The sequence below is a fragment of the Pseudomonas sp. PSKL.D1 genome (assembly GCF_028898945.1).
Lineage (GTDB): Bacteria > Pseudomonadota > Gammaproteobacteria > Pseudomonadales > Pseudomonadaceae > Aquipseudomonas.
Window position 1 is genome coordinate 1,729,371 of record NZ_CP118607.1, and the last position, 15,843, is coordinate 1,745,213.

At 62.8% G+C, this 15,843-nt stretch carries 18 protein-coding genes; all 18 read left to right on the forward strand.

The features are described 5' to 3' along the window. Window positions 1–2: 2 nt before the first annotated feature. The 18 genes from fliJ to PVV54_RS07715 all read left to right on the forward strand — a co-directional run bounded on the left by fliJ (window position 3) and on the right by PVV54_RS07715 (window position 15,825). Window positions 3–455: a flagellar export protein FliJ gene (gene fliJ, locus PVV54_RS07630; protein WP_274909343.1), complete on the forward strand. Its 453-nt coding sequence runs from the start codon at window positions 3–5 to the stop codon at window positions 453–455. A 160-nt stretch (window positions 456–615) separates the two neighbouring features. Then, entirely contained in the window at window positions 616–921 is a 306-nt protein-coding gene (locus tag PVV54_RS07635; protein WP_274909344.1) for an STAS domain-containing protein, read from the forward strand. An 8-nt stretch (window positions 922–929) separates the two neighbouring features. Next, window positions 930–2,621 (forward strand): fused response regulator/phosphatase, encoded by a 1,692-nt coding sequence (locus tag PVV54_RS07640; protein ID WP_274909345.1) that lies wholly within the window; start codon window positions 930–932, stop codon window positions 2,619–2,621. A gap of 41 nt (window positions 2,622–2,662) precedes the next feature. Beyond that, on the forward strand, window positions 2,663–3,010 hold the full coding sequence (locus PVV54_RS07645; RefSeq protein WP_274909346.1) for an Hpt domain-containing protein: 348 nt from the start codon (window positions 2,663–2,665) through the stop codon (window positions 3,008–3,010). Window positions 3,011–3,082: 72 nt separating this feature from the next. Beyond that, complete coding sequence (locus PVV54_RS07650) at window positions 3,083–4,375, forward strand: flagellar hook-length control protein FliK (protein ID WP_274909347.1); 1,293 nt, start codon at window positions 3,083–3,085, stop codon at window positions 4,373–4,375. 181 nt (window positions 4,376–4,556) lie between these two features. Beyond that, window positions 4,557–5,054: a flagellar basal body-associated protein FliL gene (gene fliL, locus PVV54_RS07655; protein ID WP_274909348.1), complete on the forward strand. Its 498-nt coding sequence runs from the start codon at window positions 4,557–4,559 to the stop codon at window positions 5,052–5,054. 9 nt (window positions 5,055–5,063) lie between these two features. Beyond that, the gene (gene fliM / locus PVV54_RS07660) at window positions 5,064–6,032 is read left to right on the forward strand and encodes a flagellar motor switch protein FliM (protein WP_274909349.1); all 969 of its coding nucleotides are present in this window, start codon (window positions 5,064–5,066) and stop codon (window positions 6,030–6,032) included. A gap of 47 nt (window positions 6,033–6,079) precedes the next feature. Further along, entirely contained in the window at window positions 6,080–6,544 is a 465-nt protein-coding gene (gene fliN, locus PVV54_RS07665) for a flagellar motor switch protein FliN (RefSeq protein ID WP_274909350.1), read from the forward strand. 12 nt (window positions 6,545–6,556) lie between these two features. Then, on the forward strand, window positions 6,557–6,991 hold the full coding sequence (gene fliO, locus PVV54_RS07670; RefSeq protein ID WP_274910404.1) for a flagellar biosynthetic protein FliO: 435 nt from the start codon (window positions 6,557–6,559) through the stop codon (window positions 6,989–6,991). Next, a complete protein-coding gene (fliP, locus tag PVV54_RS07675) occupies window positions 6,991–7,746 on the forward strand; it encodes a flagellar type III secretion system pore protein FliP (RefSeq protein ID WP_274909351.1) in 756 nt (251 codons plus the stop codon). The genes fliO and fliP overlap by 1 nt, the downstream gene beginning before the upstream one ends. Before the next feature lie 21 nt (window positions 7,747–7,767). Next, a complete protein-coding gene (gene fliQ / locus PVV54_RS07680; RefSeq protein WP_274909352.1) occupies window positions 7,768–8,037 on the forward strand; it encodes a flagellar biosynthesis protein FliQ in 270 nt (89 codons plus the stop codon). Between the two features lie 7 nt (window positions 8,038–8,044). Then, entirely contained in the window at window positions 8,045–8,821 is a 777-nt protein-coding gene (fliR, locus tag PVV54_RS07685) for a flagellar biosynthetic protein FliR (RefSeq protein WP_274909353.1), read from the forward strand. 2 nt (window positions 8,822–8,823) lie between these two features. Beyond that, window positions 8,824–9,966, forward strand: coding sequence for a flagellar biosynthesis protein FlhB (gene flhB, locus PVV54_RS07690; protein WP_274909354.1), 1,143 nt, complete (start codon window positions 8,824–8,826; stop codon window positions 9,964–9,966). Between the two features lie 269 nt (window positions 9,967–10,235). Continuing rightward, window positions 10,236–12,365, forward strand: coding sequence for a flagellar biosynthesis protein FlhA (flhA, locus tag PVV54_RS07695; protein WP_274909355.1), 2,130 nt, complete (start codon window positions 10,236–10,238; stop codon window positions 12,363–12,365). 11 nt (window positions 12,366–12,376) lie between these two features. Then, window positions 12,377–13,684, forward strand: coding sequence for a flagellar biosynthesis protein FlhF (flhF, locus tag PVV54_RS07700; protein WP_274909356.1), 1,308 nt, complete (start codon window positions 12,377–12,379; stop codon window positions 13,682–13,684). Between the two features lie 93 nt (window positions 13,685–13,777). Further along, complete coding sequence (gene fleN, locus PVV54_RS07705) at window positions 13,778–14,611, forward strand: flagellar synthesis regulator FleN (protein WP_274909357.1); 834 nt, start codon at window positions 13,778–13,780, stop codon at window positions 14,609–14,611. Beyond that, window positions 14,608–15,345 carry an RNA polymerase sigma factor FliA gene (fliA, locus tag PVV54_RS07710; RefSeq protein WP_274909358.1) on the forward strand — a complete coding sequence of 246 codons (738 nt, stop codon included), beginning with the start codon at window positions 14,608–14,610 and terminating at the stop codon, window positions 15,343–15,345. The genes fleN and fliA overlap by 4 nt, the downstream gene beginning before the upstream one ends. Before the next feature lie 105 nt (window positions 15,346–15,450). Next, window positions 15,451–15,825: a chemotaxis response regulator CheY gene (locus PVV54_RS07715; protein WP_274909359.1), complete on the forward strand. Its 375-nt coding sequence runs from the start codon at window positions 15,451–15,453 to the stop codon at window positions 15,823–15,825. The last annotated feature ends 18 nt before the right edge of the window (window positions 15,826–15,843 follow it).

Here is a 15,843-nt window from a genome sequence, read left to right on the forward strand (position 1 = left end):
CCATGAGCATGCCCAGCCGCGCTGCGCGCCTTGCCCCGGTGGTGGACATGGCCGAAGAGGCCGAACGCAAGGCCGCCCAGCGGCTGGGGCATTTCCAGCAGCTGGTGGCGCAGGCCCAGGCCAAGCTGGCCGAGTTGGAAACGTTCCGCGAGGGTTACCAGGCGCAGTGGATCAGCCGTGGCGGGCAGGGCGTCAACGGCAGCTGGTTGCTGAATTACCAGCGCTTTCTGGCGCAACTTGAAACAGCCATGACCCAGCAGCGCCAGAGCCTGACCTGGCACCAGACCAATTTGCGCAATGCCCGCGGTACCTGGCAGCAGGCCTACGCCCGGGTCGAGGGTTTGCGCAAGCTGGTGCAGCGTTACATGGACGAGGCGCGGCGGGCGGAAGACAAGCGTGAGCAGCGCTTGCTGGATGAATTGTCGCAGCGGTTGCCCAGGCAGGGGCATCTGTAAATACCTGTGCTGGCCTCATCGCGGATAAATCCGCTCCTACACGGCTTCTGTAGGAGCGGATTTATCCGCGATTGGCCAGCACAGGCAAACCTTGCCACCCCACCCACCACCTGCTACACCTTGAAGAGTTGCATTCGCCATCATCGAAGGAATCGCTAGCATGGCAGTCGAAACCGATTATTCGCAGGACAGCAACAAGCTCACGATCAAGATCAAAGGGCGCTTCGATTTCGGCAAGCATCAGGAATTTCGCGATGCCTATGAGCGCCAGCCCAAGCGCCCCGATTCGGTGGTGGTCGACCTGAAAGACACCACCTACCTCGACAGCTCCGCCCTGGGCATGCTGCTGTTGCTGCGTGACCACGCCGGCGGCGACGAGTCGGATGTGCGTGTGGTGCATGCAAGCTCTGACGTGCGCAAGATCCTGGCCATCTCCAACTTCGAAAAACTGTTCGACATCAGTTGAGCGCTGCGATGCCTGCCGAACAGGCTTTGACCGTGCTGGTGGCTGAAGACGGTGCCGTCGACCGGTTGCTGTTGGCGCAGATCGTGAAGCGCCACGGGCACGAGGTGTTTACCGCCGAAAACGGCGAGCAGGCCGTGGCGCTGTTCGCCGAAAAGCGCCCGCAACTGGTGTTGCTCGACGCGATGATGCCGGTGATGGACGGCTTCGAGGCGGCCCGGCAGATCAAGGCGCTGGCCGGCGAGGCGCTGGTGCCGATCATTTTCCTGACCTCGCTGAACGAGGAGGACGCCCTGGTGCGCTGCCTGGAAGCCGGGGGCGACGACTTCATGGCCAAGCCCTACAGCGCGGTGATCCTCGGCGCCAAGATTCGCGCCATGGACCGCCTGCGCCGGCTGCAGGCCACGGTGCTGGAGCAACGAGACCAGATTACCCGCCATCACCACCACCTGCTCAACGAGCAGCGGGTGGCCAAGGCTGTCTTCGACAAAGTGGCGCACTCCGGTTGCATCAATGCGCCGAATATCCGCTACCTGCAGTCGCCTTATGCCCTGTTCAACGGCGACTTGCTGCTGGCGGCGTTCACCCCCTCGGGTGACATGCATGTGCTGCTGGGCGATTTCACCGGTCACGGGTTGCCGGCGGCGGTCGGCGCGATGCCGTTGGCCGAAGTGTTCTACGGCATGACCGCCAAGGGTTATGGCCTGGCGCAGATCCTGCGGGAAATGAATGCCAAGCTCAAACGCATCCTGCCGGTGGACATGTTTTGCTGCGCGCTGCTGCTGAATCTGAGTATGCAGCGCGGTTCGGTGGAGGTGTGGAGTGGCGGCATGCCGGACGGTTACCGGCTCTCCGCAGATGGCCAGGTGCTGGCCAGCCTGCAGTCACGCCATCTACCGCTGGGCATCCTGGCGCCCGAGCAGTTTGACGACAGCACTGAAGTGCTGCCGCTGGCACCTGGGGAGCGGTTGTTGTTGCTGTCGGACGGTGTGGTCGACACGTCGGATGAGCAAGAGCGGTTGTTCGGCGTGGAGCGCCTGCGTGCGGTGCTGGAAGCCAACCGAGTGCCGGAGCGGTTGTTCGACGAAGTGATGCAGGCCCTGGCGCAGTTCGGTGGCGCACCCAGGGACGATATCAGTTTGTGTGATGTGCGCATGTTCACCCCTGAAGAGCGGGTGCCGACGCCTACCCTGTATTCCGACAGCGGGCGCTCCAGCCCGCTTGACTGGTCATTGAGCTTCGAGTTGCGGGGCGAAAGCCTGAAGCGGTTCAACCCGGTGCCTTATCTGGTGCAGCTGCTGCAGGAAATCCATGGCTTGCGCCCGCGAACCGGCGCCTTGCACAGTGTGCTCAGCGAGTTGTACTCCAATGCCCTGGAGCACGGTGTGTTAGGCCTGGATTCACGGCTAAAGCGTGATGTGCACGGGTTTGCCGACTACTATCAGGAGCGCGCCAGGCGTTTGGCGGTGCTCGAGGAAGGCTTTGTGCGTATCGACCTGCGGGTGGAACCGCTGGGTGAAGGTGGGCGTCTGACCATTGAGGTTCGCGACAGTGGTGCCGGCTTTGATGTGCAGCGGGTGTTGACGCGACCGGCACGGGAACAGCGATTGAGTGGCCGTGGCGTGAATCTGGTACAACGCCTGGGCAGCCATGCCCAATGGTGCGAAGGGGGGCGCTGCGCTTGTGTGCAGTTCGACTGGTGAAGCGGCCGAGGCTTAATCCGGCTTGATCAAGGAGTGAACAAGTGACTGACTCGCATATCGACCACAAGGTGCTCGGCGACCTTCGGGAAGTCATGGAAGATGGCTACCTGCAATTGCTGGACACCTTTCTGGAAGACTCCGAGCGGCGTCTAAGCCAATTGCACGGGGCCAAAAGCGCTGATGAGCTGGGCATGGCCGCCCACAGCTTCAAGGGCAGCAGCAGCAACATGGGAGCTGTAGGGCTTGCGCAGTTGTGCCAGCAGCTGGAAGACCGCGTCAAAGAGCGGCCGCTGTATGGCATTGAAGACCTGATCAACCGCATCGACCAGGAATATGTTGAGGTACGGCGCTTCTATGTCGGCGAGCGAGAGCGGGTTTCTGCAAGCTGATTGCTCAGTTGGCGCGAGTTTTGCCTGTCTGTGCCCAGATGATATTCCTGTTTCTGGCGCGGAGACCGTTCAATGCCTGTCGCATCCAACCCTTTGTTGCAAGCCAGCACGGTAAGCAAGCCGTCGCGTGCGGGTGCCTCGCTGTTGGACAAACCACTGCAGGCAGCAGGCGGCAAGGGTGACGGTTTCGATCAGGTCATGGCCAGCCAGGGGCGCGACAAGGTGCCGACGCGCGATGACAAGGTCGCCCAGGCCAAACCCAAGGACAAGCCCGATGCAGCCCAGGGCGGCAAATCGGACGCCAACGAAAAGCCTGCAGTTGCCGATGACGGCAACAAATTGCCATCAGCCGACCCGGCGCAGGCCGATGCCGTAGGCAGCGGTGACACCAGCTCCGTGGACGCCAACCTGGTAGCGGGGCAAGTTACCGATGCCCAGCCGGGCGCGCAGTTGCTGCAGGCCCAGGCCCAGACTGTGGCGCCGGTGTTGCAGGCCGCGGTGCAGCAGCCGGTGACTGAAGCGCTGCCTGAAACGCCTGGCGAAGAGGCATTCGACCCGGATGCCGACCCCTTGGCCAACATGCCGGCCCTGCGTTTGGCGCTGGAGCAGACTGCCCAGGCCAAAGGCACGACCTCCGCTCATGCGGTTGACCCTGCCCAGACCTCCAATGACGATGGCCAGGCCGCCGTCAATCCATTGGCGACCCTGATCGACAAGGTCGAGGCCGAGGCGGGGCAGTCGGAGTCGGGAGACAAAGCCTTCGGTGCCTTGATCGAAGACGGCCTGAAAGACACCAAGAGCGCCAGCAGCGACACCCGCCTCGATGATTTCGCCAACCGCCTGGCCAGCCTGACCCAGGCGGCCACGGCCAAGACCGCCAATGCCGTGCCGGCCAATGCCAGCCCCTTGCATCAGCCACTGCCGATGAACCAGGGGGCCTGGGCTGAAGGTTTGGTCAACCGGGTCATGTACCTGTCCAGCCAGAACCTCAAGTCGGCGGATATCCAGTTGGAGCCGGCTGAGCTGGGGCGCCTGGACATCCGCGTCAATGTGGCGACGGACCAATCCACCCAGGTGACCTTCATCAGTGGCCATGCCGGCGTGCGCGATGCGCTGGACAGCCAGGTGCACCGTTTGCGCGAGTTGTTTGCCCAGCAGGGGTTGGCGCAGCCGGACGTGAACGTGGCTGACCAGTCGCGCGGGCAGCAACAGCAGCAGGGGCAGCAGGACGGGCCGCAGTTGTCCGGGGTGGCCGCGCGCCGGGCGCAGGAAGGTGGGGCAGGGCAGGGCGAGCTGGCCGATGCTTCGCGGGCGGTGGAGCAGCAGGTTGTGGTGGGTGACAGTGCGGTTGATTTTTACGCCTGACGGATTTAGCGCCGCTGGCGCGCCGCATCGCGGATAAATCCGCTCCTACGTAGGAGCGGATTTATCCGCGATGCGGCGCGCCAGCGGCGCTCGATCTCACAGGCAATTGTGAATCTGGCATAACACTTGCTCAAGCCACGTCATCCTCCTTTGAAACCCCGACGGACGACGGATTATTGGCATGGCGAAGAGCGACGCAGTGAAAGACCCCGCCACTAAAGGCAAACTCAAGCTGATCCTGCTGCTGGTGCTGGCCCTGCTGCTGGCGGTCGGCCTTTCGGTGGGCGCCACCTGGTTCTTCATGCACAAGAGCGAGCCGGCCCCGGCTGCCGATGCGGCGGTGACCAGCGTCAAACCGGCGGCCATCTACGAGCCGCTGGCCCCGGCTTTTGTCGTCAACTTCAACCAGAACGGCCGCCAGCGCTACATGCAGGTGAGCATCACCATGCAGGGCCGCAGCCAGGCTGATCTGGACGCGCTGAAAGTGCACATGCCGGTGATCCGCAACAACCTGGTGATGATGTTCTCCGGGCAGGGTTTCGACACCCTGGCGAGCAGCCCGGTGGGCCAGGAGATGCTGCGCCAGAAAGCGACTGCCGTTGTGCAGGAAGTGGCGCAGAAGGAAGTCGGCAAACCGGTGGTCGACCAGTTGCTGTTCACCAATTTCGTATTGCAGTAGGAGCCCGTCATGGCCGTACAGGACCTGCTGTCCCAGGATGAAATCGATGCCCTCTTGCATGGCGTCGACGATGGTCTGGTGCAGACCGAAAGCGCCGGCGAACCCGGCGGTATCAAAAGCTATGACCTGACCAGCCAGGATCGGATCGTGCGGGGTCGCATGCCGACCCTCGAAATGATCAACGAACGCTTCGCCCGCTACACCCGCATCAGCATGTTCAACCTGCTGCGCCGTTCGGCCGATGTGGCCGTGGGCGGCGTGCAGGTGATGAAGTTCGGCGAGTACGTGCACTCGCTGTACGTGCCTACCAGCCTCAACCTGGTGAAGATCAAACCGTTGCGTGGCACTTCGCTGTTCATCCTCGACGCCAAGCTGGTGTTCAAGCTGGTGGACAACTTCTTTGGCGGCGATGGCCGCCACGCCAAGATCGAAGGCCGCGAATTCACCCCCACCGAGCTGCGCGTAGTGCGCATGGTGCTGGACCAGTGCTTCGTCGACCTGAAAGAAGCCTGGCAGGCCATCATGCCGGTCAACTTCGAGTACATGAACTCCGAGGTCAACCCCGCCATGGCCAACATCGTCGGGCCGAGCGAGGCGGTGGTGGTGTCCACCTTCCACATCGAACTGGACGGCGGTGGCGGCGACCTGCATGTCACCATGCCGTACTCGATGATCGAGCCGGTGCGCGAAATGCTCGATGCCGGTTTCCAGTCCGACCTGGACGACCAGGACGAGCGTTGGGTCAAGGCCCTGCGCGAAGACGTGATGGATGTTGCCGTGCCGGTCACCGCCACCGTCGCCCGCCGCCAGCTCAAGTTGCGCGACATCCTGCACATGCAGGCCGGCGACGTGATCCCGGTGGAGCTGCCCGAGCACTTGGTGCTACGCGCCAACGGCGTGCCCTCGTTCAAGGCGCGGCTGGGTTCGCACAAGGGCAACCTGGCCCTGCAGATCATCGACCCGATCGAACGCCGCTGACGGCGCGCCGGTCGCTCACTACGAATTGAATGCCTGTCGAGGACATCATGGCTAACGAAAACGAGATCACCTCCCCCGAGGACCAGGCCCTGGCCGACGAGTGGGCTGCAGCCCTGGAAGAAACCGGCGCTGCTGGCCAGGCCGACATCGATGCGCTGCTGGGTGGCGACGCTGGCAGCAGCGGCGCCGGCCGCCTGCCGATGGAAGAGTTCGCAAGTTCCCCAAAGCCGAAGGAAAACGTCAGCCTCGAAGGCCCTAACCTGGACGTGATCCTGGACATCCCGGTGAGCATTTCCATGGAAGTGGGCAGCACCGAAATCAACATCCGCAACCTGCTGCAGCTCAACCAGGGTTCGGTGATCGAACTCGACCGCCTGGCCGGTGAGCCGCTGGACGTGCTGGTCAACGGCACGTTGATTGCCCACGGCGAAGTGGTGGTGGTCAACGAGAAGTTCGGCATCCGCCTGACCGACGTGATCAGCCCTAGCGAACGCATCAAGAAGCTGCGCTGAGTGAAGGGTTCGATGCGGGCCATGATGGCCCTTGGCACGCTGCTGGCCAGCGAAGTGGCGATTGCCGCCGCTTCCCCGCAGGCTGCGCAAGCGGCACCGCCGGGTAGCCTGGGCGGGCAACTGGCGCAGATGGTGTTTGGTTTGCTGTTGGTGGTCGGCCTGATCTTCTTCCTGGCCTGGCTGCTGCGCCGCATGCAGGGCTCAGCACCCAAGGGCGGTCAGGTGATCGAAATCGTCGGCAGCCGTGCCATCGGCCCGCGCGACCGCTTGTTGCTGGTGCAGGTGGGCAAGGAGCAGGTACTGATCGGCCACACCCCCGGCAGCATCGAAACCCTGCATGTGATGGCCGAGCCCGTCGAGGTACCCGCCAGCGCCCGCCAGGCCACGCCGGAATTCGCCCAGCGCCTGATGGAGCTGATGGGCAAGGACCAGAAGGACAAGAAGTGATGATCGGCGCGCTGCGCGTATTGTTGACGTTGGCGCTGCTGCTGGCTGCGCCACTGGCCCTGGCCGCCGACCCGCTGTCGATCCCGGCCATCACCCTGTCCAACACCCCGGACGGGCAGCAGGAGTATTCGGTCAGCCTGCAGATTCTGCTGATCATGACGGCGCTGAGCTTTATCCCGGCGTTCGTCATCCTGATGACCAGCTTCACCCGCATCATCATTGTGTTCTCGATCCTGCGTCAGGCCCTGGGCCTGCAGCAGACACCGTCGAACCAGGTGCTTACCGGCATGGCGCTGTTCCTGACCATGTTCATCATGGCCCCGGTGTTCGACCGGGTGAACCAGGACGCGCTGCAGCCGTACCTCAACGAGCAGCTGACCGCCCAGCAGGCCATCGACAAGGCCCAGGGGCCGCTCAAGGACTTCATGCTGGCGCAAACCCGCCAGAGCGACCTGGACCTGTTCATGCGCCTGTCCAAGCGCACCGACATCGCCGGGCCGGACGAGGTGCCGCTGACCATTCTTGTGCCGGCGTTCGTCACCTCCGAGCTGAAAACCGCGTTCCAGATCGGCTTCATGATCTTCATCCCGTTCCTGATCATCGACATGGTGGTGGCCAGCGTGCTCATGGCCATGGGTATGATGATGCTGTCACCGCTGATCATTTCGCTGCCGTTCAAGATCATGCTGTTTGTACTGGTCGATGGCTGGGCGCTGATCATGGGCACCCTGGCCAGCAGTTTCGGTGGCGTCTAGCGCCGCCAAGGAGAACCACGGATGACGCCTGAAGTAGCGGTCGACCTGTTTCGCGATGCCCTTTGGCTGACCACCTTGATGGTGGCCGTGCTGGTGATCCCGAGCTTGCTGGTGGGCCTGGTGGTGGCGATGTTCCAGGCCGCCACCCAGATCAACGAACAGACCCTGAGCTTTCTGCCGCGCCTGCTGGTGATGCTGGTGACGCTGATCATCGCCGGGCCGTGGCTGGTGCAGAAGTTCATGGAGTATTTCATTGGCCTGTACACCAGCATCCCGCAGCTGATCGGTTGAGGCCACCATGCTGGAGCTGACCGACGCGCAAATCGGCACCTGGGTGGCCACATTCATGCTGCCGTTGTTCCGGGTGACCGCCGTGCTCATGACCATGCCGATTTTCGGCACGCGCATGTTGCCGGCGCGCATTCGCCTTTACGCCGCGGTGGCCATCACCGTGGTCATCGTGCCGGCATTGCCGCCGCTGCCCGAATTCGACCCGCTGAGCCTGCGCGGCATGCTGCTGTGCGCGGAGCAGGTGATTGTCGGGGCGCTGTTCGGGTTTTCCTTGCAGTTGCTGTTTCAGGCATTCGTGATTGCTGGCCAGATCGTGGCGGTGCAGATGGGTATGGCCTTCGCCTCCATGATGGACCCGGCCAACGGCGTGAACGTGGCAGTGGTCAGCCAGTTCATGACCATGCTGGTGAGCATCCTGTTCCTGGTGATGAACGGCCACCTGGTGGTATTCGAAATCCTCACCGAAAGCTTCACCACCTTGCCGGTGGGCAATGCGCTGGTGGTCAACCATTACTGGGAAATCGCCGGGCGCCTGGGCTGGGTGTTTGGTGCCGGGCTGCTGCTGATTTTGCCGGCCATCGCCGCGTTGCTGGTGGTGAACATCGCTTTCGGCGTGATGACCCGCGCTGCGCCGCAGTTGAACATTTTCTCCATCGGCTTTCCGTTGACGCTGGTGCTGGGCATCGGCATCTTCTGGGTGGGCCTGGCCGATATTCTGTCTCACTACCAGGCATTGGCCAGTGAAGCGCTGCAATGGCTGCGTGAACTGGCGAGGGCGCGCTGAGCATGGCAGAGAGCGAGAGTGGCCAGGACAAGACAGAAGAACCCACCGACAAACGCAAGCGCGACGCGCGCGAAAAAGGTGAGATCGCCCGTTCCAAAGAGCTGAACACTGTGGCGGTGACCCTGGCGGGCGCCGGCGGCCTGCTGGCATTCGGTGGTTACCTGGCGGAATCTTTGATGGCGCTGATGCGCATGAACTTCAGCCTCACCCGCGAGGTTGTCGTTGATGAGCGGTACATGGGCGCCTTCCTGTTGGCGTCGGGCAAGATGGCGATATGGGCCACTCAGCCTATCCTGATTTTGCTGTTCGTCATTTCCTTCGTCGCTCCGATTGCGCTGGGCGGCTTCCTGTTTTCCGGCAGCCTGCTGCAGCCCAAATTCAGCCGCATGAACCCGTTGTCCGGGATCAAGCGCATGTTCTCGATGCATGCCTTGACCGAGCTGCTTAAAGCGCTCGCCAAGTTTTTTGTGATCCTGATCGTGGCGCTGGTGGTGCTGGCCAGCGACCGCAAGGCGCTGCTGGCGATCGCCAACGAGCCGCTGGAAATGGCGATCATCCACAGTGTGCAGGTGGTGGGCTGGAGCACCCTGTGGATGGCGGCGGGGCTGCTGTTGGTGGCGGCGGCGGATGTGCCGTTCCAGCTGTGGCAGACCCACAAGAAGCTGAAAATGACCAAGCAGGAAGTGCGCGACGAGTACAAGGACACCGAGGGTAAGCCCGAGGTCAAGCAGCGTATTCGCCAGTTGCAGCGTGAGGTTTCGCAGCGGCGCATGATGGCGGCGGTGCCGGATGCTGACGTGATCATCACCAACCCCACGCACTATGCGGTGGCCCTGAAATACGACCCGGAGAAGGGCGGGGCGGCGCCGTTGCTGCTGGCCAAGGGGACTGATTTCCTGGCGTTGAAGATTCGCGAAATCGGTGTGGAGCACAAGGTGCAGATTCTAGAGTCGCCGGCGTTGGCGCGGGCGATCTACTACTCCACCGAAGTCGAGGCAGAGATTCCGGCGGGGTTGTATCTGGCGGTGGCGCAGGTGCTGGCGTATGTGTTCCAGATTCGCCAGTACCGGTCCGGCAAGGGCAAGCGGCCGGAGCCGTTGAAGGACGACCTGCCGATTCCGCCGGATTTGCGGCGGGATAGCTGACAGGTGTTCGCCGTTAGGTGTTTGTTGCGTTTGAGGCCGGGCGCCGCGTGTGCGGCGCATCGCGAATGAATTCGCTCCTACACGCGCCGAACCTGTGACGCCATGGCTGCCTGCCTTTGTAGGAGCGGATTTATCCGCGATGCGCCGAGCGGCGGCGCCCGGCCTAACAGGTGGCAAATCCCCGCAGCCATACAAAGTTGGAAGGCTTCTTGCAAAGCCACGCCCAAGCGCCCCTTGGGCGTCAAAGTTTTGCACGAAGAGGAATCGCGGTGGATCGCACTCAGTTAATCAGCAACGCCCGCAACAACCTGGCCGGGCTCGGCCGGGGCAACCTGGGCGTGCCGCTGCTGCTGCTGGTGATGTTGGCAATGATGATGTTGCCGATACCGCCGTTCCTGCTCGACGTGTTCTTCACCTTCAACATCGCCCTGTCGATCGTGGTGCTGCTGGTGTGCGTGTACGCACTGCGCCCACTGGACTTTGCCGCATTCCCCACCATTCTGCTGGTCGCCACGCTGCTGCGCCTGGCGCTTAACGTGGCGTCCACCCGCGTGGTCATGCTCCACGGCCAGGAAGGGCACGGCGCCGCGGGCAAGGTGATCCAGGCCTTCGGTGAAGTGGTCATCGGCGGTAACTACGTGGTCGGTGGCGTGGTGTTCGCCATCCTGATGATCATCAACTTCGTGGTGGTCACCAAGGGTGCCGGGCGTATTTCCGAGGTGAGCGCGCGTTTCACCCTCGATGCCATGCCCGGCAAGCAAATGGCCATTGACGCCGACCTGAACGCCGGCCTGATCGACCAGGCTCAGGCCAAGGCGCGCCGCGCCGAAGTGGCCCAGGAAGCTGAGTTCTACGGCTCGATGGACGGTGCCAGCAAGTTCGTGCGCGGTGACGCCATCGCCGGTTTGCTGATCCTGTTCATCAACCTCATTGGCGGCATGCTGATTGGTATGCTGCAGCATGGCATGACCTTCAGCGATGCCGGCAAGGTCTACGCCCTTTTGACGATCGGTGACGGTTTGGTGGCGCAATTGCCATCACTGTTGCTGTCGACCGCCGCGGCGATCATGGTTACCCGCGCTTCGGGCTCCGAGGACATGGGCAAGCTGATCAACCGCCAGATGTTCGATTCGCCCAAGGCACTGGCTGTGTCGGCTGCCTTGATGATCATCATGGGCCTGGTGCCGGGCATGCCGCACTTCGCCTTCCTTAGCCTGGGTGCGTTGGCCGGTGGCGGCGCCTACCTGGTGTGGAAGAAACAGCAAAAAGCCAAGGTCGTGGCGCTGCAGGAGGCGCAGCGCCAGCAAGACCTGCTGCCATCGCCACAGCGTGCGCTGGAAACCAAAGAACTGGGCTGGGACGACGTAACGCCCATCGACATGATCGGCCTGGAAGTCGGCTACCGCCTGATCCCGCTGGTGGACCGCAACCAGGGTGGCCAGCTGCTGGCGCGGATCAAGGGGGTGCGCAAGAAGCTTTCCCAGGACCTGGGCTTCCTCATGCCCACCGTGCACATCCGCGACAACCTCGACTTGCAGCCCAGCGCCTACCGCCTGACGCTGATGGGCGTGATACTGGCCGAAGCCGAGATCTACCCGGACCGCGAGCTTGCGATCAATCCGGGCCAGGTGTTCGGCACCCTCAACGGCATTGCCGCGCGCGACCCGGCGTTTGGCCTGGAGGCTGTGTGGATCGACATCGGCCAGCGCGCTCAGGCGCAGTCGCTGGGCTACACCGTGGTGGACGCCAGTACCGTGGTGGCCACCCACCTCAACCAGATCCTGCAGAAGCACTGCCACGAGCTGATTGGCCACGAAGAAGTGCAGCAATTGCTGCAGGTGCTGGCCAAGGCATCGCCTAAACTGGCTGAAGAGCTGGTGCCGGGTGTCATTTCCTTGTCGGGGCTGCTCAAGGTGCTGCAAGCGCTGCTGGCCGAGCAAGTGCCGGTGCGTGACATCCGCAGCATCGCCGAGGCAATCGCCAACAATGCCAGCAAGAGTCAAGATACCGCCGCGCTGGTGGCTTCGGTGCGCGTCGGATTGTGTCGCGCCATCGTGCAAAGCATTGTGGGCGTTGAGTCCGAGCTGCCTGTGATCACGCTGGAGCCCAGGTTGGAACAGATTTTGCTCAATAGTCTGCAAAGGGCCGGGCAGGGTCAGGAAGACGGTGTTCTTCTGGAACCGAGCATGGCCGAAAAGCTGCAGCGTTCGTTGATCGAAGCGGCCCAGCGCCAGGAGATGCAAGGCCAACCGGCCATTCTTCTGGTGGCAGGCCCCATCCGCGCCATGCTGTCGCGCTTCGGTCGCCTGGCTGTACCGAATTTGCATGTTCTGGCGTATCAGGAAATACCGGATAACAAGCAAGTCACCATCGTTGCCACCGTGGGCCCCAACGGCTGAGGTAGTGGGTTATGCAAGTTAAGCGTTTTTTCGCCGCCGATATGCGTCAGGCCATGAAGCTGGTCCGTGATGAGCTGGGCTCTGATGCCGCCATCATTGGCAACCGCCGCATTGCCGGCGGTGTCGAACTGACGGCTGCGCTGGACTACAAGCTGTCCGCGCTGGCCCCGCGCGTGCCTAATGCCGAGCTTGAGCAAGAGCTGCGCAAGACCCATTCGCGCATCGCCACCGCCCAGGCCGAAATTGACAACCGCGAAGACGCCAGCGAAGGCAACCGCCAATTGTTTGCCGGGCAGTCGCTGACCGCCTCCGAGCCGTTGATCGAGCCGCACGTCGACGCCCCTGCGCCTGCTGCCGCACCCGCACGGCCGGCAGTCGACCAGCGCCTGTTCGACGCCATGCGCAGCGAGCTGTCGGGCCTGCGTGAGCTGATGGAAGTGCAGCTCGGCTCGCTGGCGTGGAACCAGCTGCAGGGCGCCAAGCCGGCCCAGGCCAACCTGTGGCGCCGCCTGCAGCGCATCGGCCTGTCCGGCCCGATCGCCCGCGAACTGCTCGACCTCACCGCCGAAATCGAAGAGCCGCGCCATGCCTGGCGCATGCTGCTGGCACACCTGGCGCGCATGATCGAAGTGCCGGAAGTGGAGCCGATCGAAGAGGGCGGGGTAATTGCCATGGTCGGCCCGGCCGGCATGGGCAAGACCACCACCCTGGCCAAGCTGGCCGCGCGCTACGTGCTCAAGTACGGCCCGCAGAACCTGGCGCTGGTGAGCATGGACAGCTTCCGTATTGGTGCCCAGGAGCAGCTTAAAACCCTGGGTCGCATCCTCAACGTGCCAGTCACCTACGTGGACCCGGGCCAGTCCCTGGCCCAGGCGCTGGAGCCACTGCTGCGCAAGCGCGTGGTGCTGATCGACACCGCTGGCCTGCAAGCCAGCGACCCGGCTTTGCGCATGCAACTGGAGTCGTTGGCCAGCCGCGGCATTGCCGCCAAGAATTACCTGGTGCTGGCCACCACCAGCCAGAAGCAGGTGCTGACCGCCGCCTACCACAGCTACAAGCGCTGCGGCCTGGCCGGTTGCATCCTGACCAAACTCGATGAAACGGCGAGCCTCGGCGATGTGCTGAGCCTGGCCATCAGTCATGAACTGCCCGTGGCCTACCTCACCGATGGCCCGCGTATTCCTGACGACCTGCACCTGCCGCGGGCGCACCAGTTGGTATCCCGGGCAGTCAACGTGCAGTTGCAAGAAGAGCCCAGCGAAGAGGCCATGGCCGATATGTTCGCTGATCTCTACCACAACCCGCGGCGCGCAGGTTGAGGATGAAGCGTATGCAAAATACCTACACCAAGGGGGCTGGAGCACTGCCCCGAGTGTGGCTTGGGTCCAAGCGAGACAAGGTAAACAACGAACATGGGTAGCATGCATCCCGTACAGGTGATCGCCGTCACCGGTGGTAAAGGTGGCGTCGGCAAGACGAACGTTTCAGTGAACCTGTCCCTGGCACTGGCCGAACTGGGCCGCCGAGTGATGCTTCTGGATGCCGACCTGGGCCTGGCCAATGTCGACGTACTGCTGGGCCTCACGCCAAAACGTACCCTGGCCGATGTGATCGAGGGGCGTTGCGACCTGCGCGACGTGCTGTTGCAGGGGCCGGGTGGTGTGCGCATCGTCCCGGCGGCCTCCGGCACCCAGAGCATGGTGCACCTGGCACCCGCGCAGCATGCTGGCCTGATCCAGGCGTTCAGCGAGATTGGCGACAACCTCGATGTGCTGGTGATCGACACGGCTGCGGGTATTGGTGACTCGGTGGTCAGTTTTGTTCGCGCTGCCCAGGAAGTGTTGCTGGTGGTGTGCGATGAACCCACCTCGATCACTGACGCCTACGCGCTGATCAAGTTGCTGAACCGCGACTACGGCATGAACCGTTTCCGTGTGCTGGCGAACATGGCACAAAGCCCGCAAGAAGGGCGCAACCTGTTCGCCAAGCTGACCAAGGTGACCGACCGCTTCCTGGACGTGGCCCTGCAATACGTGGGCGCGGTGCCGTACGACGAGTGCGTGCGCAAGGCCGTGCAGAAGCAGCGTGCCGTCTACGAAGCCTTCCCGCGCTCCAAGTGCGCCCTGGCGTTCAAGGCCATTGCCCAGAAGGTTGACAGCTGGCCGCTGCCGGCCAACCCGCGCGGGCACCTCGAATTCTTCGTCGAGCGCCTGGTGCAGCCCACCAGCGCAGGGCCAGTGCTATGAACGCAGGCTTCAAGATGTACCGCAAGGCGGCCAAGGATGCCCAGTATGAGCTGGTCGAGCGCTACGCGCCGCTGGTCAAGCGCATCGCTTACCACTTGCTGGCGCGTCTGCCGGCCAACGTGCAGGTCGAAGACCTGATCCAGGCCGGCATGATCGGCCTGCTGGAAGTTGCCAACAAGTATGACGCCAGCAAGGGCGCCAGCTTCGAAACCTACGCCGGCATCCGCATCCGCGGCGCCATGCTGGACGAGGTGCGCAAGGGCGACTGGGCACCGCGTTCGGTGCACCGCAACACGCGCATGGTCAGTGATGCGATGCGTGCAGTTGAAGCAAGAACCGGCCGCGACGCTAAAGATCATGAAGTTGCTGCCGAACTCCAGTTGAGTCTCGATGATTACTACGGGATTTTGAACGATACCCTGGGCAGCCGCCTGTTCAGCTTCGACGACCTGTTGCAGGACGGCGAGCACGAAGGTTTGCACGAGGATGGCGCCAGCGGCCAGATCGAACCCTCGCGGGACCTGGAAGACGAGCGCTTCCAGGCCGCGCTGACCGATGCCATCGCCAACCTGCCGGAGCGTGAGCGGCTGGTACTGGCGCTGTACTACGACGAAGAATTGAACCTCAAGGAAATCGGCGAAGTGCTGGGGGTGAGCGAGTCGCGTGTCAGCCAGTTGCACAGCCAGTGTGCCGCGCGTTTGCGCAGCCGCCTGGGGGAATGGCGGGCGCGTTGAACCCGGTATCGTTGCAGTCGTTTTCTACGTTGTACCGAATTGATTGAATGCGTGCTCGGGGCCGAGCGCGTTTGAGACTGCTTGGAGGTCTACTTGAACAAAGACATGAAAATCCTCATCGTTGACGACTTTTCGACGATGCGGCGGATCATCAAGAACCTGTTGCGTGATCTGGGCTTCACCAACACCGACGAGGCCGATGATGGCACCACGGCGTTGCCGATGCTGGAAAACGGCCACTACGACTTCCTGGTGACCGACTGGAACATGCCTGGCATGTCCGGCATCGACCTGCTGCGCAAAGTACGCGCCCACGACCGCCTCAAGGGCATGCCGGTGCTGATGGTGACTGCCGAAGCCAAGCGCGACCAGATCATCGAAGCGGCCCAGGCCGGCGTGAATGGTTACGTGGTCAAGCCGTTCACCGCTCAGGTGCTCAAAGAAAAGATCGAGAAGATCTTCGAACGCGTCAACGGCTGAGTCAGGTCAGGGGGCGCC